This is a genomic window from Mesorhizobium sp. M0659 (assembly GCF_040320605.1).
Lineage (GTDB): Bacteria > Pseudomonadota > Alphaproteobacteria > Rhizobiales > Rhizobiaceae > Mesorhizobium.
On the sequence record NZ_JAMYPY010000011.1, the window covers coordinates 148,238 to 168,986 of the forward strand.

Annotated in this window: 22 protein-coding genes; 10 read left to right on the forward strand and 12 right to left on the reverse strand. The window is 63.9% G+C overall.

What is annotated here, in order from left to right; translation table 11 throughout:
- Positions 1 to 31 precede the first annotated feature (31 nt).
- A complete protein-coding gene (locus NKI31_RS19175) occupies positions 32 to 403 on the reverse strand; it encodes a hypothetical protein (protein ID WP_023687709.1) in 372 nt (123 codons plus the stop codon).
- A 253-nt stretch (positions 404 to 656) separates the two neighbouring features.
- Here NKI31_RS19175 and NKI31_RS19180 point away from each other — a divergent pair, with 253 nt between their 5' ends.
- The 6 genes from NKI31_RS19180 (at position 657) to NKI31_RS19205 (ending at position 5,683) form a co-directional block, all read left to right on the forward strand.
- The gene (locus NKI31_RS19180; RefSeq protein WP_023709350.1) at positions 657 to 1,127 is read left to right on the forward strand and encodes a hypothetical protein; all 471 of its coding nucleotides are present in this window, start codon (positions 657 to 659) and stop codon (positions 1,125 to 1,127) included.
- A 240-nt stretch (positions 1,128 to 1,367) separates the two neighbouring features.
- A complete protein-coding gene (gene sdhC / locus NKI31_RS19185; protein WP_352652331.1) occupies positions 1,368 to 1,787 on the forward strand; it encodes a succinate dehydrogenase, cytochrome b556 subunit in 420 nt (139 codons plus the stop codon).
- Positions 1,787 to 2,185 carry a succinate dehydrogenase, hydrophobic membrane anchor protein gene (gene sdhD, locus NKI31_RS19190; RefSeq protein WP_352652332.1) on the forward strand — a complete coding sequence of 133 codons (399 nt, stop codon included), beginning with the start codon at positions 1,787 to 1,789 and terminating at the stop codon, positions 2,183 to 2,185. The genes sdhC and sdhD overlap by 1 nt, the downstream gene beginning before the upstream one ends.
- Before the next feature lies 1 nt (position 2,186).
- The gene (gene sdhA / locus NKI31_RS19195; protein ID WP_352652333.1) at positions 2,187 to 4,016 is read left to right on the forward strand and encodes a succinate dehydrogenase flavoprotein subunit; all 1,830 of its coding nucleotides are present in this window, start codon (positions 2,187 to 2,189) and stop codon (positions 4,014 to 4,016) included.
- 40 nt (positions 4,017 to 4,056) lie between these two features.
- Positions 4,057 to 4,836, forward strand: a complete 780-nt coding sequence (locus NKI31_RS19200; protein ID WP_352652334.1) for a succinate dehydrogenase iron-sulfur subunit — start codon at positions 4,057 to 4,059, stop codon at positions 4,834 to 4,836.
- 217 nt (positions 4,837 to 5,053) lie between these two features.
- Entirely contained in the window at positions 5,054 to 5,683 is a 630-nt protein-coding gene (locus NKI31_RS19205; RefSeq protein WP_352652335.1) for a YceH family protein, read from the forward strand.
- A 92-nt stretch (positions 5,684 to 5,775) separates the two neighbouring features.
- On the opposite strand, the gene NKI31_RS19210 is transcribed toward NKI31_RS19205, so the two are convergent.
- Entirely contained in the window at positions 5,776 to 6,201 is a 426-nt protein-coding gene (locus tag NKI31_RS19210) for an OsmC family protein (protein WP_023807689.1), read from the reverse strand.
- Positions 6,202 to 6,420: 219 nt separating this feature from the next.
- On the opposite strand from NKI31_RS19210, the gene NKI31_RS19215 reads away from it, so the two are divergent.
- On the forward strand, positions 6,421 to 6,636 hold the full coding sequence (locus NKI31_RS19215) for a hypothetical protein (protein ID WP_023834681.1): 216 nt from the start codon (positions 6,421 to 6,423) through the stop codon (positions 6,634 to 6,636).
- Complete coding sequence (locus NKI31_RS19220) at positions 6,633 to 6,989, forward strand: YciI family protein (protein ID WP_023670506.1); 357 nt, start codon at positions 6,633 to 6,635, stop codon at positions 6,987 to 6,989. Before NKI31_RS19215 ends, NKI31_RS19220 begins: the two co-directional genes overlap by 4 nt.
- A 24-nt stretch (positions 6,990 to 7,013) precedes the next feature.
- On the opposite strand, the gene NKI31_RS19225 is transcribed toward NKI31_RS19220, so the two are convergent.
- The 9 genes from NKI31_RS19225 to NKI31_RS19265 all read right to left on the reverse strand — a co-directional run bounded on the left by NKI31_RS19225 (position 7,014) and on the right by NKI31_RS19265 (position 18,328).
- Entirely contained in the window at positions 7,014 to 8,621 is a 1,608-nt protein-coding gene (locus tag NKI31_RS19225; RefSeq protein WP_352652336.1) for a GMC family oxidoreductase, read from the reverse strand.
- Positions 8,618 to 10,156: an FGGY-family carbohydrate kinase gene (locus NKI31_RS19230; protein WP_352652337.1), complete on the reverse strand. Its 1,539-nt coding sequence runs from the start codon at positions 10,154 to 10,156 to the stop codon at positions 8,618 to 8,620. The genes NKI31_RS19225 and NKI31_RS19230 overlap by 4 nt, the downstream gene beginning before the upstream one ends.
- Positions 10,149 to 10,991 (reverse strand): class I fructose-bisphosphate aldolase, encoded by an 843-nt coding sequence (locus NKI31_RS19235; RefSeq protein WP_352652338.1) that lies wholly within the window; start codon positions 10,989 to 10,991, stop codon positions 10,149 to 10,151. The genes NKI31_RS19230 and NKI31_RS19235 overlap by 8 nt, the downstream gene beginning before the upstream one ends.
- The gene (locus NKI31_RS19240) at positions 10,903 to 12,711 is read right to left on the reverse strand and encodes a glycerol-3-phosphate dehydrogenase/oxidase (RefSeq protein WP_352652339.1); all 1,809 of its coding nucleotides are present in this window, start codon (positions 12,709 to 12,711) and stop codon (positions 10,903 to 10,905) included. Before NKI31_RS19240 ends, NKI31_RS19235 begins: the two co-directional genes overlap by 89 nt.
- Before the next feature lie 77 nt (positions 12,712 to 12,788).
- Positions 12,789 to 13,784, reverse strand: a complete 996-nt coding sequence (locus NKI31_RS19245; protein ID WP_352652340.1) for an aldo/keto reductase — start codon at positions 13,782 to 13,784, stop codon at positions 12,789 to 12,791.
- Positions 13,774 to 14,754: a sugar-binding transcriptional regulator gene (locus NKI31_RS19250; protein ID WP_023742132.1), complete on the reverse strand. Its 981-nt coding sequence runs from the start codon at positions 14,752 to 14,754 to the stop codon at positions 13,774 to 13,776. The genes NKI31_RS19245 and NKI31_RS19250 overlap by 11 nt, the downstream gene beginning before the upstream one ends.
- A gap of 1 nt (position 14,755) precedes the next feature.
- Complete coding sequence (locus tag NKI31_RS19255; protein ID WP_352652364.1) at positions 14,756 to 15,742, reverse strand: ABC transporter permease; 987 nt, start codon at positions 15,740 to 15,742, stop codon at positions 14,756 to 14,758.
- Between the two features lie 17 nt (positions 15,743 to 15,759).
- The gene (locus NKI31_RS19260; protein WP_352652342.1) at positions 15,760 to 17,286 is read right to left on the reverse strand and encodes a sugar ABC transporter ATP-binding protein; all 1,527 of its coding nucleotides are present in this window, start codon (positions 17,284 to 17,286) and stop codon (positions 15,760 to 15,762) included.
- 70 nt (positions 17,287 to 17,356) lie between these two features.
- On the reverse strand, positions 17,357 to 18,328 hold the full coding sequence (locus NKI31_RS19265; RefSeq protein WP_352652365.1) for a substrate-binding domain-containing protein: 972 nt from the start codon (positions 18,326 to 18,328) through the stop codon (positions 17,357 to 17,359).
- Positions 18,329 to 18,730: 402 nt separating this feature from the next.
- Here NKI31_RS19265 and NKI31_RS19270 point away from each other — a divergent pair, with 402 nt between their 5' ends.
- On the forward strand, positions 18,731 to 19,261 hold the full coding sequence (locus tag NKI31_RS19270; protein WP_352652343.1) for a hypothetical protein: 531 nt from the start codon (positions 18,731 to 18,733) through the stop codon (positions 19,259 to 19,261).
- 80 nt (positions 19,262 to 19,341) lie between these two features.
- Positions 19,342 to 19,488: a hypothetical protein gene (locus NKI31_RS19275; RefSeq protein WP_352652344.1), complete on the forward strand. Its 147-nt coding sequence runs from the start codon at positions 19,342 to 19,344 to the stop codon at positions 19,486 to 19,488.
- Here NKI31_RS19275 and NKI31_RS19280 read toward each other — a convergent pair.
- The gene (locus NKI31_RS19280) at positions 19,485 to 20,741 is read right to left on the reverse strand and encodes a ubiquinone biosynthesis hydroxylase (RefSeq protein WP_352652345.1); all 1,257 of its coding nucleotides are present in this window, start codon (positions 20,739 to 20,741) and stop codon (positions 19,485 to 19,487) included. The two genes, NKI31_RS19275 and NKI31_RS19280, sit on opposite strands and share 4 nt — an antisense overlap.
- Between the last annotated feature and the right edge of the window lie 8 nt (positions 20,742 to 20,749).

Below are 20,749 nucleotides of genomic sequence, written 5' to 3' on the forward strand. Positions count from 1 at the left end.
GCTTAAACGGCCTCTCGGCCGTGCCGGATCATCAGCGGCAAGGGCTGAGGTTGGGCATTTCGCCGTCGGAGAGGCCGTACATATAGGAGCGGCCCTTCACGAACACCGGCGGCTGGTAGCAGCCACGCCTGGAGATGTGATCCGCCTCGTCTTCATAAAGGACTTCCGGTTCCGCTTCCGGCTGACCGGCGCTGGTGTAGTCGGACAATTTCTTGGCCAGCCTGCCTTGGCCGACAATGATGCGCTTGTAGCCGGCGGCGCTGTCGATGACGAGATTGCCCAGGGAATCGGCATAGACACGGTCATGATGGCGCGACCAGGCCATTGCCGGGGCGGCGAAGCCGAGACTGGCTGTCGCCAGCACAAGCGCCGCAAGGCGCGCTCTTCCTGAATTCGAAAGCATGGTGTCCTCTCAGCTGTGGACCCGATCGAATCGGAAATTAACCTTTTCTTAACCTTTGTTAAGAGGGCAGGCGCATCCGGCGGCGATCTCTCGCCAAACATGGTTAATATCCGACGGGATGGAAAACCCGGGCGTCATCATTCGGCCATGCTTGCCCGCACCATCGGCCGCGACGCACACAACTACGCTGACGTCGGGTGAGCTTGATCTTGGTGGAACATCGCGGCTAGTTAGCCGCGCAGGAGGACAGCATATGGCGTTACGCCGGACGTTTCGGGTGACGCTGTTGTCGATCCCCTTGCTGACTGCCGCAGCCTGCGTGCCGCAGAACGGCGCGCCGACGGCGGTGAATACCGTACCACCCACTGTCGCGCCCGTGCCGGCTCAGCAGTCCGCCGCACCTGTGGCGCCCCCGGCTTCCGCAACGGCTCCGACAGCGCCTGCCGCACCTTCAGCCAAGATCGTCACCGACCTTACCGCGCCGCGGTCTGCTGTCGGCACGGCAACTTACAGATGCGGCAATGGCGGCATGATCACCATCCAGAACCTCGGCACGGCGTTGCGCGTTGTCAGGCCCGATGGCACGACCGAGGAGTTTGCCGCATCACCCGCCAACCAGTCCAGCCGCTACCAGGAAGCCGCGTCGCATGACGCAATCGTGATCGACGCGCGCGAGGCGCTGGTGATGAAGAGGGGCTCGACACCACAGACCTGCAAACGATAGCCTAGCGTCGATTGCAAAGGAAATGCCGCACTGCAGCGAACGGTGCGCCGGCTTTCGACGGTGGCCAAATCGATTGAAGCGAAACAGCAGCCTTTTGTCAGACTAAATGACGTTTTCAAAACGATTTTCCGGCTTTGACGCGGTGCAAAAAGAGCATTAGAAACCGGCTGTCTGAAGTCATATATCGAGGCGGTAAGTGCCGCTTTCCACCGCGGCTCCGGACATCGAACTGGGGCAGCCATGAGCAAATCACCAGCCACCCGAACCGCCAGACGTGAACGGCCGCTCTCGCCGCACCTGACGATTTACCGCCCACCGATCACCATGACGATGTCGATCATTCATCGCATCACTGGCGGGGCGCTGTATTTCGGCACGCTGCTGGTCGCCGCGTGGCTGATGGCGGCGGCGAGTTCGCAAGGCGCTTTCGATTGGATCAACTGGGCCTTCGGCACCTGGCTCGGCCGGCTCATCCTGTTCGGCTACACCTGGGCGCTGATGCACCACATGCTGGGCGGCGTGCGCCATCTCGTCTGGGACACCGGCGCCGGGCTGGAGAAACACACGGCATCGAAGATCGCCTGGGCGACCCTCGCCGGTTCCATCCTGCTCACGCTGCTGATCTGGGTCGCCGGCTACGTGGCGCGGGGAACCTTGTGATGAGCGGCACGAACAACAACGATATGCGCACGCCGCTGGCCAAGGTCCGCGGTCTGGGCTCGGTCCGCGAAGGCACCGGGCATTTCTGGCGACAGCGGCTGACGGCCATTGCCAACATCCCCCTGATACTGTTCTTCGTCGGGTTCCTGATCGCGCTCAATGGCGCCGGCTTCGCCGAGGTGCGGGCGGCGCTCGCCAGTCCGTTCGTGGCGCTGGTGTTGGCGCTGGTGCTCGTTTCCGGTCTCACCCATATGCGTGTCGGCATGCAGGTCATTATCGAGGATTACGTGCATGCCGAAGGCATGAAGCTGGCGCTGATCGCACTCAGCACGTTTTTCACCATAGCGGTCGGCGTCGCCTCGATCTTCGCCCTGCTCAAACTGGCATTCGGAGGCTGATTTGGCCAAGGACGCGAAATCGGCCACCGGCTATACCTTTGTCGACCACAAGTTCGACGTGGTCGTCGTCGGCGCCGGCGGCGCCGGCCTGCGCGCCACGCTCGGCATGGCCGAGCAGGGCCTGCGCACGGCCTGCATCACCAAAGTGTTCCCGACCCGCTCGCACACGGTAGCGGCACAAGGCGGCATTGCCGCGTCGCTGTCCAACATGGGTCCGGACTCCTGGCAGTGGCACATGTACGACACCGTCAAGGGTTCGGACTGGCTGGGCGACGTCGACGCCATGGAATATCTGGTGCGCGAGGCACCGGCGGCGGTCTACGAGCTCGAGCATTACGGCGTGCCGTTCTCGCGCACCGAAGAGGGCAAGATCTACCAGCGGCCGTTCGGCGGCCACATGATGAATTATGGCGACGGCCCGCCGGTGCAGCGCACCTGTGCCGCCGCCGACCGCACCGGTCACGCCATCCTGCACACGCTCTACGGCCAGTCGCTGAAGAACAATGCGCAGTTCTTCATCGAGTATTTTGCGCTCGACCTGATCATGGAGCCGGACGGCACCTGCACCGGCGTCGTCGCCTGGAACCTCGACGACGGCACCATCCATCGCTTCTCCGCCAAGATGGTGGTGCTGGCGACCGGCGGATATGGCCGCGCCTATTTCTCGGCGACGTCGGCGCACACCTGTACAGGCGACGGCGGCGGCATGGCGGCACGGGCGGGCTTCCCGCTGCAGGACATGGAGTTCGTGCAGTTCCATCCGACAGGCATATACGGCGCCGGCTGCCTGATCACCGAAGGCGCGCGGGGCGAGGGCGGCTATCTCGTCAATTCCGAGGGCGAGCGCTTCATGGAACGCTACGCGCCGTCGGCCAAGGACCTGGCCTCGCGCGACGTCGTCTCGCGTTGCATGACGCTGGAGATCCGCGAAGGCCGCGGGGTCGGCAAGAACAAGGACCATATTTTCCTGCATCTCGACCATCTCGATCCGGCCGTGCTGCATGAGCGGCTGCCGGGCATTTCGGAATCGGCCAGGATTTTCGCCGGCGTCGACCTGACCAAGGAGCCGATCCCGGTGCTGCCGACGGTGCACTACAATATGGGCGGCGTGCCGACCAATTACTGGGGCGAGGTGCTGAACCCGACGGTCGAGAATCCTGACCGGGTGTCACCCGGGCTGATGGCGGTCGGCGAGGCCGGCTGTGCCTCCGTGCACGGCGCCAACCGGCTGGGCTCGAACTCGTTGATCGATCTGGTGGTGTTCGGCCGCGCCGCCGCAATCCGCGCCGGCCAGGTCATCGACCGTAATTCGGCTATCCCTTCGCCCAACGAAGCCTCGGTCGAAAACATCATGGACCGCTTCGACCGGCTGCGCCACGCCAATGGCTCGACGCCAACCGCTGTTCTGCGTGAGAAAATGCAGAAGGCGATGCAGGAAGACGCCGCCGTGTTCCGCACACAGGAGTCGCTCGAAAACGGCTGCAAGCGCATTTCGCAGATATGGACCGAGCTCAAGGACCTGAAAGTCTCCGACCGTTCGATGATCTGGAATTCCGATCTGGTCGAGACGCTGGAGCTGGAAAATCTGATGGCCAACGCCATCACCACGGTCTACGGCGCCGAGGCGCGCAAGGAGAGCCGCGGCGCGCATGCGCGCGAAGATTTCTCGGCCCGCGACGACATTGTCTGGCGCAAGCATACGCTGGCCCGGCTAAGCGAGGACGGCCAGGTGAGCCTCAGCTATCGTCCCGTGCACACCGAGCCGCTGTTGGCGGAAAAGGATGGCGGCATCAGCCTTGCCAAGATCGCGCCGAAGGCCAGGGTGTACTGACCATGGTGCCGAAGCTCGTCATCCGAAAGGACCAGAGGTAATGGTCGAACTCACGCTTCCCAAGAACTCAAAGGTGCAGCCGGGCAAGACCTGGCCGAAGCCGCAGGGCGCCACCAACCTCAGGGAATACCGCATCTACCGCTGGTCGCCCGACGATGACGAGAACCCGCGCATCGACACCTATTTCGTCGACATGGACGATTGTGGGCCGATGGTGCTCGATGCGCTGCTCTGGATCAAGAACAAGATCGACCCGGCGCTGGCGTTGCGCCGCTCCTGCCGCGAAGGCATTTGCGGCTCCTGCGCCATGAACATCGATGGCTCCAACACGCTGGCCTGCACCAAGGGCTGCGACGATATTTCCGGCGCCGTCAAGGTCTACCCGCTGCCGCATATGCAGGTGGTCAAGGACCTGGTGCCCGACCTCACCAATTTCTACGCCCAGCACGCCTCGATCCAGCCTTGGCTGAAGACAGTGTCGCCGGAGCCGGCCAAGGAATGGCTGCAGAGCCATGAGGACCGCGAGAAGCTCGACGGGCTCTACGAGTGCATCCTGTGCGCCTGCTGCTCGACCTCGTGCCCGAGCTATTGGTGGAACGGCGACCGCTATCTCGGCCCGGCGACGCTGCTGCAGGCCTATCGCTGGCTGATCGACAGCCGCGACGAAGCCACGGGCGAACGGCTCGACGATCTCGAAGACCCGTTCCGGCTCTACCGCTGCCACACCATCATGAACTGCGCCCAGACCTGCCCGAAGGGGCTCAACCCGGCCAAGGCGATTGCCGAGATCAAGAAGATGATGGTGGAGCGGCGGGTTTAGTTGAGGCGAGTTCGCTCGCGGCAATCTCGAACGCGGCGATCCTTCGCGCCCCCCTTTGTCCTACCGGACATCTCCCCCACGGGTGGGGAGATTGGCCGTCAAGGTTGAAGGATGGCGCGCTGTCGGCGAAGCTGCCGATCTCCCCCCGCGTGGGGAGATGTCCGGTAGGACAAAGGGGGGCGCTGTCTCGCCGGCGCTAGAAAGGATACTCAAACCAATGAGCGAAGACCTTCCAATCCTCAATCCCGTCGAAGCCCGTGTGCTCGGCTGCCTGATCGAGAAGAAGGAGCTGACGCCGGATGTCTATCCGCTGACGCTGAATGCAGCACTTGCAGCCGCCAACCAGAAGACGGCGCGCGAGCCTGTCATGGCGCTCGAGCCGACAGAGGTGCATCGGACGCTGAAGTTGCTCGAGCAGAAGGGGCTGGTGCGGCAGATGTTCGGCTCGCGCGTCGAGCGCTATGAGCATCAGATGGCGCAGCGCTTCTCGCTGACGAGGCCGCAGACCGCGGTGATCGGCCTGCTTTTGCTGCGCGGTCCGCAGACGGTGCATGAGCTGCTGGCGCGAGCTGAGCGCATGGCGCGGTTTTCGTCGATCGAAGACCTGCGCGCTGAACTCGACATGCTGATCGGCCGCCGCCCACCGCTCGTCCAGGAAATACCGCGCGGGCCGGGGCAGCGCGAGGACCGTTTTGTGCATCTGCTCGCAGGACCGGTGGACGTCGCGGCGCTATCGGTGCAGCGGAGTGCGCCGGCCTTGCCTGCTTCCGACCTAGAAGCGAGATTGGAGGCTCTGGAGCAGGAAGTCGCAGCCCTTCGTGCCCGGCTTGATGCGCTGGGGGCTTAACTATCACCGGAGCGTTGGCGCGACGGATCGCTGGCCTCGGAAAATGCAAACGCCGGCGTTAAGCCGGCGTTTCTCACTTCGAATCCTTCATTTCACCCCAGCTTCGCGTCGAGCGACACTGCGATGGCCCCCAGCGCCTTCGAAACCGGGCACTCCGCCTTGGCCTTCTCGGCCAGTTCCTTGAACTTCGCCGCATCAATGCCCGGCACCTTGCCGATCAGGGTGATGGCGCTGCCGGTGATGCCGGTGCCGGGCACCAGCGTCACCACCGCCTTGGCGTCGAGCTCGGTGGCGGGCGTGCCGTTCTCGGCCAGGAAATGCGACAGCTGCATGGCGTAGCAGCCGGCGTGTGCCGCCGCGATCAACTCTTCGGGATTGGTGCCGGATTTGCCGCTCTCGTCCTCGAAGCGAGCCTTGAACGAATAGGGCGTGCCCTTCAAGGTGCCGCTCTGGCTGTCGAGCGTGCCCGTGCCCTCCTTCAGATTGCCTTTCCAGACGGCGTTTGCGGTGCGGTCCATAAGATTCTCCTTGATTACAGCGACAGCGCCGGCCACGCGGCGTTCCCTCCAACTATAGCGCGTCGGCAGGGGAAGACCACCGCGCTGTTTCGGCCTGATGCGACGCCGGCGTGCCCTGCAAATTCTTCTGAAAAAATGTGCGTGCAAAAATGTCGACTTGCATCGGCGCCGGCCGTCCTGCGAGCGTCCACGGATTCTCGTGGCGGATGGAGATCCAAGATGAACAATCTGTTTTCTGCCCATTGGAACGACGCCGACAAAAGCGCGCGTCTACACGAGATCGAGTGCTCGCGACCTTCCGGCTTCGGCCGGCTGCTTGCTGCGGTCGCCGTGATCGGCATTGCGGTCTGCGTGCTCGACCACGCTGCTGCCGGCAGGGATGCCGCCGGCGCCGTGATCGCATATGCTTCGTCACAGCAAGGGAGCTGGAAATGAAATATGTCTGTCTGGTCTACGGCGAGGAAAAGGACCTCCATGCCATGACGCCGGAGCGTTTGGCCAAGCTCGACGCCGATTCGATGGCCTATGATCGGTCATTGGACCAGCAAGGCAAGCTGATCATCGCGCAGGCGCTGCAATCGGTGAAGACGTCGAAGACGGTGCGGCGGCGCCAAGGCAAGCGGCTGATCACTGACGGTCCGTTTGCCGAAACCAAGGAGCAGTTGCTTGGTTTCGTCATGATCGAAGCCGACACTCTCGAACAGGCGCTGGAGATCGCCGGCAAAATTCCGCTGGCCGAAATCGGCACCGTCGAAGTCAGGGCGATCTACGACGTGCCGGGGTCTTAAACTAGCCCCCGCTCCCCCACACATCTATGCAGGCCGGCGGATCATATCCGCCGCCTTCTCGGCGATCATCACCACTGGCGAGGCGGTGTTGCCGGAGACGATGCGCGGCATGATCGAGGCGTCGACGACGCGCAGGCCCTCGACACCGGTCACGCGCAGGTCCGGGCTGACGACGGCGCGGTCGTCGACACCCATCCGGCAGGTGCCGACCGGGTGGAAGATGGTCGTGGCGATCGAGCCGATCTGGTGCAGCAGGTCCTCGTCCGACTGGTGGGCGAGACCAGGCAGGATTTCTTCCGGATGGAAGCCGGCAAGAGCCTTGGCGGTCATGATGCTGCGCGCCTGGCGCACCGAACGCAGCGCGATCTCGCGGTCGCGCGCCGTAGAGAGGTAGTTCAGCCGGATCTCCGGCTGCACGGCCAGCTCGCGCGTCGTAGCGTGCACCGAGCCGACGCTCTCGGGCCGCAGATTGCAGACCGACATGGTGATTGCCGGGAACGGGTGCAGCGGGTCGCCCAGCCGGTCGGTAGACAAGGGCTGGACGTGGTACTCCAGGTCCGGCGTCGCCATCGACGGATCGGATTTCGAGAACATGCCGAACTGGCTCGGCGCCATCGACATCGGTCCCGAGCGGCCAAAGGCATATTGCAGCGCGATCTTCGCCTTGCCGCTCAGGCTGTTGGCTAGCGTGTTGAGCGTCAGCGCCGACGACACTTTGTAGACAGTGCGGATCTGCAGATGGTCCTGAAGGTTCTCGCCGACATCGGGGCTGGCGTGAACCACATCGATGCCGAGCGCGGCGAGGCGATCCGGCTCGCCGACCCCGGAAAGCTCCAGCAGTTTCGGCGTGTTGATCGAGCCGGCGGTCAGCAGCACCTCGCTCCTGGCCTTTGCCTCGATGGTTTGGCCGCCGACGCGATAACAAACGCCGATAGCACGCTTGCCCTCGAACAACACCGTCTCGACATGCGCGTTGACGACCAGCCTGAGGTTCGGCCGTCGCAGCGCCGGGCGCAAGAATGCCTTGGCTGTGTTCCAGCGCACGCCCTTGCTCTGGTTGACTTCGAAGAAGCCGGACCCCTCATTGTCGCCGTCGTTAAAATCCTCGCGCGGCATGATGCCGAATTCCTTGGCCGCCTCCTGCACGGTGTTCAGGATCGGCCACGACAGGCGTTGCCGCGCCACTTTCCATTCGCCGCGGGAGCCATGCAGCTCGGTCTTGCCGCCATGATGGTCCTCGGATTTGAGGAAGTAGGGCAGCACATCGTCCCAGCCCCAGCCGACATTGCCCATCTGCCGCCAGCCATCGTAGTCCGCCGCCTGGCCGCGCATGTAGATCATGCCGTTGACCGAGGTGCAGCCGCCCAGCACCTTGCCGCGGGGATAGACCAGCGAGCGGCCGTTCAGGCCGGCTTCGGGGGCAGTCTTCATCATCCAGTCGGTGCGCGGATTGCCGATGCAATAGAGATAGCCGACCGGGATATGCACCCAGTGATAATTGTCGCTGCCGCCGGCCTCGAGCAGCAGCACGCGCGTCGCCGGGTTTTCGCTCAGGCGATTGGCCAGCACGCAGCCGGCGGTGCCTGCGCCGACAATGATGTAGTCGTAGTCGCCATCGAGCCGTTGGGTCATTGCGGTGGTTTACTCGGCGGTGTTCTACTCGGTTCTGCGGCGTGTTCGGCCCAGAACGATCGCAGCGTATCGGCAAGGCCGCAATAGGCGCGATAACGCCTGTTGTAATGGTCCTGCATGGCCGGGTTCGGACGGTAGGCGGCGCTTGACCGGGTCATGGCGTCGACGCCGGCCTCATAGTCGGCGAACAGGCCGGCCGCGACCCCGGCGCCGATCGCCGCACCAAGTGCGCCGGTCTCGCGTGCTTCAGGGACGGTGATCGGCACGCCAAGCCCGTCGGCGAAGATCTGCGGCCAGTGCTCGCTGCGCGAACCGCCGCCGGACAGGACCGCTTTGTCGAAGCTGACACCGGCGTCCTTCAGAACATTGATGTGGCGCCGGTGCTCGAACATCACGCCCTCGAACAGCGCGCGCAGCATATGGCCTTCCCTATGCCAGCCGGCGAGGCCGTAGAAGCCGGCGCGGAACTCCGCCCCTTGTCCCGACCCGTAGAGAAACGGGTGGAACATCGGATCGTCCCAGGTTGGCGTCACCGCGCCGACAGCCGCGTTGCAGTGGCCGAACGGATCGTCATAATGGGCACCGCGCTCGACGAGTTCGCGTACATACCATTCGAGATTGGCGGCCGATGTAGCGCTGGATTCGATGTTGACGAAACGGCCGGGACCGAAGCGCGCCACCATGAAAACATCTGGGTCGACGACCGGCGCGGTGGAGAAGACCTGATTGACCGACCAGGTGCCGGCGATAACAGAGGCTTCGCCGGGACGCACGACGCCGGCTCCCATGGCGCTGGCGACGACGTCGAAATAGCCGGCGATGACCGGCGTGCCTTCCGCCAGTCCGGTCTCTTCAGCCGCTTGCGCGGTGACCGCGCCGGCGATGTCGGCGCTCTCGCGCAATCGAGGCAGTTTGGCCTGCGCGTCCTCGATGCCGTAGAGCGCGAGAAGCTCGGAATCATAGACGCCTTCGGGCATGCGGACGAGGCCGCAACCGGACATGTCGGAGACGTCGCTCCCCCGCTCCCCTGTCAGGCGGTAGGTGATGAAATCCTTGCACAGCATCGCTGTGCCGGCCGCGGCATAAAGGTCGGGCGCATGCTGCTTGACCCAGGCCAGCAAGGTCGGCGTCTGCGCCGGCCATGGCTTTTGCAAGCAGATGGCGTGCAGCGCTTCGGCATTTCGCGCCGCCAAGGCCGCCGCCATGCCGGCGGCGCGGGTGTCGAGCGACTGGATGCCGATCAGCGGTTCGCCGGCACGGTCGACCAGATAAAGGCCGTTGCCATGGCCGGCGCAACCGATGGCGGCGATTCCGCGGGCATCGATGCCGGCCTGCGCGATGCAGGCGCGGATAGCGTCGCGCGCATCGGCCCACATGCCGCCGAGGTCGCGCTCGACATAGCCCGGCTCCGGCGTGTGCGAACGGCCGGCGACCGCATGCATGGCGAGCTGCCGTCCGGTATGATCGAACAGCACAGCCTTGATGATGGTGTTGCCGGCGTCGAGGCCGAGCAGATAGGCGGCTTGATCAGCCATTGTTGTAGATGTCCCAAGCCTCTTCGCCGCCGGCGTCGTTGTGGATCATCGCCATCAACGCACTCACTACCGCCTTCGGATTGGCATGCTGATAGATGTTGCGGCCATAGACCAGCCCCTTGGCGCCTTGTCTGAGCAGGGCTGACGATTTTGCCAGCACCGTCTTGAGATCGTCCTTGCCGCCGCCACGCACCAGCACCGGCACGCGTGCCGCCTCGACGACGCGGTGGAAATCTTCCGCGTGCTCGGTCGGGTCGGCCTTGATGATGTCGGCGCCCATTTCGGCGGCGAAACGCACCAGCGTCACGATCTTTTCCGCATCGCCGTCGACCTGGTAGCCGCCCCTGATATCGTTGGGCAGCATGACCAGCGGCTCGATCATCAACGGCATGCCGTAGCGATGGCAGGCGGCGCGGACCTTGCTGATGTTTTCGACGCATTGGCGAAACAGTTCCGGCTCGTCGGGCAGCATGAACAGATTGACGACGACGCAGGCGGCATCCATTTCCAGCGCGCCGATGATCGGCTCGTCATGGTTCTGCAGCATCGACCACATCACCCGGTGGCGCTGTGCATTGTAAGGGTTGCCCATGTCGATGCGCATGACCAGCGCCGGCTTGCCCTTGTCCGGTCGCGATTGCAGCAGATCGGCCTGGCCATAGGCGAGCTGCAGCGCATCGGGCCCTGCCGCGATCAGCGTGTCGATGACACGTGGCATGTCCTCCAGGCCGATGAGAAACCCCGGTTCATTGCAGACGCCGTGATCGAGCGCCACGTCGAGGCAATTGCCGTTGGTGAACATCCGGTTCATCCGGGCCTTGGTGCTGACTTTCATGTTCTGCTCCTGGGATCGTGCGTTGGTCGAGCATCTCTTGCGAGACGCCGTGATAGGTGTCGAGTTCGGCGATGAGACTTTTTATCTCCTCGTCGCGGTGCGGATCGCTCCAGCCGCGTTCGGCGGCCAGTGCATCCGCGATGCGCTCGATTGATACCGTCGAGATGTCGCCGGCAATGGCAAGCGACGTGCGGCGCAAGACAACATCCGAGAGGCAGGTCACGAACTCATGCCGGGCGAGATAGACGATCTCGGCCGTCGTGGTTTCGGTCCTGTCGTCGAGCCTGGTGTCGTCGGGACGACCGAGGCAGAACAGGATGATGTCGCGCGCGCCGCTGCCGTAGCGATCGATGAGATAGGCGGCGCGGTTGGCACTGATCGCGAACTCACCCGCCAGCTCGGTTGCCAGCGATGCCGGATTCTCGGGGAACCCGAGGCCGCCGCCGATCGGCAGGGCCAGCGTACTGCAAACGCGCTCGCGGCCAAGTTCGGCCAGCACGTCGTCGGCCGCCTGTTCGGCGAAGGCGCGGAAGGTCGTCCACTTGCCGCCGATCATGCAGAACTGCGGGATGTCGCCGGCTATGCGATGCACGGAATGGCCGCGCGATATCCTGCCGGTGAAGGCATGGTCGCTCTTCGGCAGCGGCCGGATGCCGCTATAGGTGAAGACGACGTCGGCGGCACGGACCGGAATGGACGGGAATACCAACCGCGCCGCCGCCAATATGTAGTCGGTCTCGGCCGGTTCGCAGGGCACGCGCCCGGCCTCGCTGACGCGGATGTCCGTCGAGCCGACCAGCACCTTGCCGAGATAGGGAAACATGATGCAGACGCGGCCGTCGGCATTCTCGAAGAAAATCATGTGGCCACTGAGCGCCTGGTACAGCGGCTCATTGTCGAGGATGAGGTGCGAGCCCTTGGTGCCCTCGACCAGGGGCGCCGCGGGCTTTTCGGAGGAGTCGAGCCGGGCGATCGCCGAATCGAGCCAGGCGCCAGTCGCGTTTACGATCGCCTTGGCGGTCACGATGAAGCCTTCACCACCCACCGTCTCGGTGAGCTCGAAGGCCGATCCCGCCCGCGCAATCTCGGCGCGGTTCAGCGCGAGGCTGTCGGGCAGCAGGCGTGCGGTATCGAGCAGCAATTCGATGCCGAGCCGTTCGGGGTAGCTGATCCAGGCGTCGTAATAGGTGGCGGAAAAGCGCAGTTTGGGGTCGAGCGCCGGCCATTGCGCGAAGGTCGCCCTGGCGCCACGGAAATTGTGGCGCGGCAGCACCCGGCGCTTGCGCGTCGTCCAGTCGTAGAGCGCCAAGCCCGCCTTGATCGCCAGCGCGCCGCGGCTGGAAGGCGTTTCCGAAAGCCCGAGAAAGCCTGCCGCGCCGTTCATCAGCCCGGAGAAGACGGAGCGGATCGGAATTGTCGTCGGCAGCGGCCGCACCATATGCGGCGCATTGGCCAGCAGCGCGTCGCGTTCGCGCAGCGATTCCTGCACCAGGCCGAACTCGCCATTCTCGAGATAGCGCAGGCCGCCATGGATCATGCGCGAAGGGGCGGCACTGCAGCCCGAACAGAAATCATTGCGTTCGACTAAGAGCACCCTCAGACCCTGCAGCGCCAGTTCGCGGAAAACGCCGATGCCGTTTATGCCGCCGCCCATGACGACGACATCGAACGCGCCGTTGCGGCGGATCGTGTCGAGGATGACGGTTCTCTGATCAGGCATGGCTTTGCCGGGCAAGGTTGGGCCGTTCTGCCGTCCGGTGGACGGCAGCTCAACTTGGTTCGGGTTACTGGTGGCGGTCAGGCGTCGAGATTGGTCAGATGGCGGCTGGCGGCCTCACTGATCTGGTTGATCTCCTGTCCCGACAATTTGATGCGGCCGGCCTGCGCGTTTTCCCTGGCTTGCTGCGGGCTGCGCGCGCCGCAGAGTGAGAAGGTGATGCCGGGCTGCTGCAGCGTCCAGGCGATGACCACCTGCGCCTCGCTGGCGCCGTGCGCCTCGGCACTCGGCTTGATCGCTTCCATCAGCGCTGCCACCTTGCGGCGGTTGGGCTGCGAGAAGCGCGGATTGTCCTTGCGCTGGTCGTCGCCGGTAAAGACGCGGTCGGGACCGATCTTGCCCGAGAGCAGACCGAGCGCCAGCGACGAATAGCTGAGCACCGACACGTTGTTCCCGGCGCAGAAGGGTAAGAGATCCTGTTCCATGTCACGCGCAACCATGCTGTATTCCTGCTGGACCGCATCGAGTTGGCCGGCCGCGAGATAGGCCTTCACATCGGCGACGCTGACATTGCTGGCGCCGATGGAGCGGATCTTGCCCTGGGTCTTGAGGCGGTCGAGCGCTTCCATTGTTTCAGTGACCGGCGTGGTCGGATCCTGCCAGTGGGTGATGTAGTGGTCGATATGGTCGGTGCCGAGGCGGCGCAGGCTCTGCTCGACTTCGTAGACGACAGAGTCGGCACCGAGATAGCGATGCACCGGCGCGCCGTCATAGTCGAAGAAGTGGTTGCCCTTCTTGGTATGCCAAACCAGCCCAAGCTTGGTGGCAAGGACGACCTTGTCACGGCGACCCTTTATCGCCTTGCCGACGATTTCCTCGGACAGCCCCTTGCCGTAGGCCGGCGCGGTGTCGATCAGCGAAACGCCTTCGTCGATCGAGGCGCGGATGGTGTCGATCGACTGCGCCTCATCGGTGCCGCCCCACATCCAGCCGCCAATGGCCCAGGTGCCGAGGCCAATCGCGGAGGCGGATATTCCCGACGCGCCAATGGTGCGCGTCAACATTTCAGGCGACATTGCGTATGCTCCCCGCATTGCTCAGGACTGCATTGGCCGTCTCTTCGTCGACGACCAGTGATTTGAGATAGTTGCCGCGAAGCGCGGCACGGATCGGCCAGATCTTTTCGGCGCCGCTGGCCACCCCCATCACCGACCGGCAGCGGCCAAGTTCCGAAGGCGCCAGCGCCACCAGGCGGTCATTGGGCGGGTAGTCGGCCAGCGTGCCGTCGTCGCGGATCAGATGCGCAAGAAACTCGCCGACCGCGCCGCTGGCGGCGAGTTTTTCGCGGTCGGGATCGAGGCCTGGGTGGAGGTCGTAGTAGCTCGATCCCGGCGTCTGAATCGACCCGACGCCGACCAGCGCGATCGCCGCCTTGCGCGCCAGGTCGAAGATCTCGCGCACCGAGGCCATGTCCAGCAGGAGATCGCGCTGCTCGCGGCTTTCGGCAAAGAGTGGCGCATGCAAGAGCATGCTGGTGCCGCCGAGGCGTTCGGCCAGCCGCGTCGCCAGATGGTTGACGTCGGTATAGTGCTTGCCCTGGACGCCGCCGGTCAGCGGCACGACGGTGACGTCGAAGGCGCGCTCGGGCTGCAGGTTTTCGACCAGCGCGCTGATCGCCTTGCCGCCGGTAATGGCGATGACGTCGCCGTCGCGCAAGGTCTCGAGCAACTGGTTGGCCGCCGCGCGCCCCACCTGCTGCAGCGTGCTGTCGGGACTGCCGGCCACGGTCGGCGTCACGATCGCGGCTGCCAGTTGCGCGACCTCGATCAGCTGCTTTTCGATGTCGACGAGGCGCTGGAACGGGCTCTCGACCGCGATCCTCAGCATGCCGAGCTTGCGCCCTTGCGCGATCAGCCGATTGACTTTCGACGCCGAAAGGTTGAGCGCCGCCGCAATGTCGTTCTGCTTCATGCCGTCGACGAAGTGCAGCACCAGAACGGTGTGGATCTGCCGGATCGCCTCGAAATCTTCCCTGCCGTCCGCCATCTCAGCCCCGCCGCTTGTTGAAGTAGTAATCGGCGGTGACCGCCGTCAGCAGAATGGACCCGCGGATGATGTCCTGCCAATAGACGGACACGTCGAGCAGAGCGAGCGAGCTTGAAACGACGGAGAGCAGGATGGTGCCGAGGATGGCGCCGAGAATGGTGCCGGAGCCGCCGGTCAGGCTGGCGCCGCCGATCACCGCGGCGGCGATGACGTTCAGCTCCATGCCGGCGCCGAAAGTCGGCTGGGCCGAGCCGAAGCGGGCCATGTAGATCACTCCGGCAAAGCCGCACAGTGTCGAGCAGAGCGTCGTCGTCAGTAACACGACCTTCTTGGTGCGGATGCCGGAATAGGCGGCCGCCTTCTCATTGCTGCCGGTGTAGAAGACTTTGCGGAACATCGTCGTGCGGCGCAGCATGAAGTCGGACAGGATGACGAAGACGATGAAGATGATGATGACGACCGGAATGCCGCCAATGGCGCCCTGGCCGATGAATTTGAACTCGGGCGGCAGGGTATAGAGCCCGAGCGGGCGGCCGCCGGTGCCGAGCAGGCAGAGCCCGCGCGCAATCACCATCAGGGCCAGAGAGACGATGAAGTGGTGCAATCCCACCCTGGTGACGAAGAAGCCCATAAAGGCGCCGATGCCTGCACAGGCCGCTATTGCAATCAATGATGCCAGCCAGGGGTCGACGCCGCCGAGGAAGAGCAGGCCGGCAATGACCATGGCGAGTGCGGTGACCGAACCGACCGAAAGGTCGATGCCGCCTGAGATCAGAAGGATCGTCATGCCGACGACGACGATGCCTTCGACCGCGAAGGCCATCGCCATCGCCCGCATGTTGTCCCAGGTCAGGAAGTACGGCGATGTGACCGACATGACCGCAAAGAGCACGGCGATGATGAGGATCAGACCGGTCTCGCGCATCCTGATCAGGCCGCCAAGCCTTTCACCGAACCCGATGCGGGCCGGCGGCGTCACGCTGTCCATGCTTTCCCCCACGATGCTCATGCGGCACTCCGTTGCCGGCCGTCATCGGCAAGCGATGCCAGGACCATGATGTTTTCTTCGGTCATTTCCGCGCCGGTGACCTCGCCGGTGATGCGTCCCTCGCGTACGATCAGCACCCGGTCGCAGACACCGATCAGTTCCGGCAGTTCCGACGAGATGACCACGATGCCGACGCCGTCGCGCGCCAGCTTGCGCAGGATCCGGTGGATTTCGGCCTTGGCGCCGACATCGACGCCGCGCGTCGGCTCGTCGAGGAAGATCACTTTCGGGTCGACCGACAGCATCTTGGCGATCGCCACCTTCTGCTGGTTGCCACCCGAGAGCGTCGAAACCGGCTGGCCGACATGGCCGCATTTCAGCGATAGCTGCTTGCCGATCGTCTCCGCCCGCTGCTTCTCGCGCCGATCGTTGATGAGGCCGAAGCGCGTCGAGATCCGGTCCACCGCCAGCGCCGAGATGTTGGCGGCGATCGACATATCGAGGAACAGCCCGTCACCCTTGCGGTCTTCGGAGAGGTAGACGATGCCGGCGGCGATGCTATCGCCATAATGGGTCAGCGACAGCGGCTTGCCATGCAGGCTGGCATTGCCGGTCACCTGACCCTCCAGCCGGCAGATACCCCGAACGATCTCGCTGCGACCGGCGCCGATCAGGCCGCCAATGCCGAGGATTTCGCCCTTGCGCAACTGGAAGCTGATGTCGCGGAAGGTGGTTGCTTCCGAGAGCTTGTTAACCTCGAGCAGGATCTCCTCAGACCGCTCGTCGTCGCGCAGCTTCTCGGGATAGAGGCTGTCGATGACGCGGCCGACCATGGACGCCACCACCTGTTCGGGCGTCGTCGCCGATATGTCGAGCGTGGTGATGTACCGGCCGTCGCGCAGCACCGTGACGCGATCGCAGTATTCGAAGATTTCGGCCATGCGGTGCGAGATGTAGATGACGCCGATGCCTTCGCCGGCAAGCTGGTGGATGATCTCGAACAGTTTCTTGGCCTCGCGCTCGGTCAGCGCTGCCGTCGGCTCGTCGAAGATGAGGATGCGGCAATCGAGCGTCAGCGCCTTGGCGATTTCGACCAGCTGCTGGTGGGAGATCGACAGGCTCCGCGCCATCGCGGTCGGATCGATGTTGCCAAGTCGCGCCAGGATGGCTGTCGCGCGTTTCTCGAGGTCACGGTAATTCATCAGCAAAGCCTTGCTGGCGTTGGTGATCGACATGAAGATGTTTTCCGCCACCGAGACATCGGGGCAGAGCGCGATCTCCTGATGCACGAAGCCGATGCCGAGCTTTTGCGCCGCCAGCGGCGAGGGGATCGAAACGGAGCGGCCGTCGATCTGGATGTCGCCGCTGTCGGGCGGCAGTATGCCGTCGATCACCTTCATCAACGTCGACTTGCCGGCGCCGTTCTCGCCGGCAATGGCGTGGATTTCGCCGGCGCGCAGTTCGAACCCGACATCGCGCAACGCACGGACAGGGCCGAACGATTTGCTGAGGCCGGATATTTTGAGGAGGGCCGGGATTTCCACTTGTGTGCTCACCTGCTCAGGGAGGGATAAGGCAACCGCGCCGGATGGCGCGATTGCCTGATGGACGCGATTAGCTGGGATCGCGGCCCTGCATGTACTTGTTCAGGTCGAACGAGTCGGCATTCTCCTTGGTGATGACGGCAAAGCCGTTATCGGCGAAGGGGATGCTCATCGGGTTGTGGCCCGACGTCTTGTAGTCGTTGAACGGGTCGATCAGCTCCGGATGCGCCGCCATGAAGGTGGCGACGAAGCCGAGATAACCCTGCATGCCCTGGTTCGGGCTCAGCGCCATGTGGATGTTGCCGGCCTTGATCTGCTCCAGCGTCGCCGGGGTGATGTCGGCGTGCATGATCAGCACCTTGGCCTTGGCTTCGAGAACGGCCGCGACCGCGCCTTCGGCCGAACCGGCTTCCGGAATCCACAGCGCCTTGAGGTTCGGGTTGGCTTGCAGCATCGAGGCCACCGCCTTGTTGGCGACATTGGCGTCCTGATTGGAGGCCTGGCGTCCGACCAGCTTCATCTTCGGATAGTTCTTGGCGAGATAGTCGATGAAGGCGGTGACGCGCAGATCGTGGTTGCTCTGGCCGGGGTTCTCAAGCACGCCATATTCGGCGTCGTCGCCGACCTGCTTGACGATCTCCTCGGCGGCAAACTTGGCTTCCGCCAGATTGTCCGAGGTGATGTAGGAGACGCGCTTGGATTTTGGCGAGTCGGCGGCGAAGGTGACGACGGTGGTGCCGTTCTCGATGGCGCGGTTGATCGGCTCGATGAACGGATCGGCCTGCATCGGGTGCAGCAGCACGCCGGCCGGCTTCTTGATCAGATCCTGTTCGAAGGAAGCGATCTGCTTGGCGATGTCATAGTCCGGCGTGCCCGAAAACACTGTCTTGCAGCCCATCGCCGCAGCCGCCTGCTTGAAGCCCTGATAGACCGGCACCCAATAGGGATGCGAGGAGACCATGACGTTCATCACGTAGGTCTCATCCGGCTTGCACTGAAACTTGCTCTCTGCCGACGCTGGCATCGCCAGGGTCAACGTCATCACAGCGGCGCTCAGCGCGCCCACCAGCCCAATCCTGTTCATTCTCTCCTCCGGGTTCCCCGACGATGAAAGCCTCGTCGCATCAGCTTTGCAAGAAATTTCATCAGATGAAATCTCTGGCGAGATTGAATACGGCGGGATTTATGGCATGTCAATGATGGCGAACGAAATATCAGTATGTGAAATATCTTGCAGGTGGGGTGGGGTGGATGCGAAGTCGGCGTTATCGCCAAGCGGTTGCATCATTAGTGCCCGTGACGAGCGACCTGAACCCAGGACGTCCGATCTCGGCGTCTGGATAATTAGGGGGCCAGCTCTGTTTTCTCATCAGATACAATTCTTGCGTGTTGAAGCAACGCCGGAGTTCTCCTATCGTCGCCGCAATTTTCGGGGGAATTCGACATGCCTTTCCTGATTGCTATTCTCGGCGTGCTGGGAGCCGGGGCGTTCTGGTGGTATCGCATGAAGGCCATGAACGAAGCCGCGCGCGAGGTCGCCGACGTCGTCGGCCGCGTCCAGGGCAACATAAGGCGCAAGAAGCTGCGCAAGCAGGCGGCGCTGTCGCCGCTGACGGCGATCGACGATCCTGTGGTGGCGGCGGCAACGCTGATCACCGCACTGGCAGCGGAGAACGGCCCGATCCTGCCGAAGCGCGAAACGGTCATCCGCGAGGTGATCTCGCAGATTGCGGACAACCAGAAGAAGACCGATGAAGCCGTCGTCTACGCCAAATGGGCCGCGGCGCAGATCGACGACACGACGATCGTCATCGACAAGCTGGCGCCCTTCCTGCGCGAGCGCCTCGATCCCCACGAGCGCGAAGATCTGCTGCAGATGCTGGATCGTGTTGCCAAGAGCGGCGAGCAGAGTTTCAAGGTCGCCGACCAACGCATGCTGCGACTGCGGCAGAAGCTGGGGTTTGAGGTCAACTGACCTCGGTCAACATTGATCTTGAACGGAAGGCGGTCGTCCCCACATCAATGGGACGGTACCCCCAAACCGTCAAGGCACAGATGGAAGCAATTGCGTACGTGGCTGCGGAATTGGCCGATCTGATCGGCATGCTGTTTGGTGACAGATTGCGCAAATCCCGCGCCGGCAGGCTGGTGGTCGGCACGCTGGTCGCCATTGTGGTCTTCTACTACTTGTCTGGCTGCTAGATCGCCTCCCCCTTCAATAGTCGCGGTGTGCCGTTGGACAACCCCGACGCCTGGCGGATGAAGAACTCCTTCAGCCTGGGCATCCGTTCGACAAGGCCGAGGCCTATGTCGCGGAGCTGGCGCAGCGGGCCGATGTCGTTGGAAAACAGCCGGTTCAGCACATCTGTGGTGACGCCCATCTGCACCGTGTCGAAGCGGCGCCATTGCTGGTAGCGCTCGAGCACGTCGAGCGCGCCGATATCCTGTCCCAAGCGATCGGCCTCGACCACCACTTCAGCAAGGGCCGCCACATCCTTGAAGCCGAGATTGAGGCCCTGGCCGGCGATCGGGTGGATGCCGTGCGCGGCGTCGCCGGCAAGCGCTACGCGCGGGGCGACAAAGGCGCGCGCGATGGTCAGGCCGAGCGGCCAGGCGCGCGGCTTGTCGGTGACGCGGATTTCGCCGAGCTTCAGGCCGAAGCGCAATTCAAGCTCCTGCTCGAAGACGAGGTCGTCGCCCGAGACCAGCTTTTCGGCATCCTCGGAACGTTCGACCCAGACCAGCGACGAACGGTTGGTGCCGTCCTCGGTCGGCTTGAGCGGCAGCGTTGCAAACGGGCCGGCCGGCAGAAAATGCTCTTCGGCGCGGCCATTGTGCGGGCGCTCATGCGCCACCGTGCAGACGATGCCGGACTGGCCATATTCCCATTTCACCGTCTTGATGCCGGCCATGTCGCGCAATTTGGAATTGACGCCGTCGGCGGCGACCAGCAGCCGCGCCTCAATCGCCACGCCGTCGGCCAGATGCACGGTGATGCCGGCGCCATTGCCGTCGAACGATGCGACCGCGACACCTTCGATGATGTCGATGCCGAGCTTTTGCGCGCGGCGGCGCAAGGCGCTGTTCAGGTCCTTGTTGGCGACCATGTGGGCGAACGGTTCGCCCGGCGCGACCTCGCCATCGAAGGTGAGAAACACCGGACGCACCGGATCGGCGGTGCGCGAATCGGTGACGATCATCTCGGTGATCGCCTGCGATTGCCCGACGATTTCCTGCCAGACGCCGAGCTGGTCGAGCATGCGGCAGGCGGCGGCGGCGATCGCCGAGGCGCGGCGGTCCTTCTGCCAGACGCCGGCGGGGGCAGCATCAACGACCGCCACGGCGAGGCCCGGCCGCGCCTGTTTCAGCGACACGGCGGCGGCGAGGCCGACATAGCCGGCGCCAGCGACCAGCACGTCGAGCGGGGTTTTTGCGTCCGGGTTGCGGTTCGCCATGTCAATTC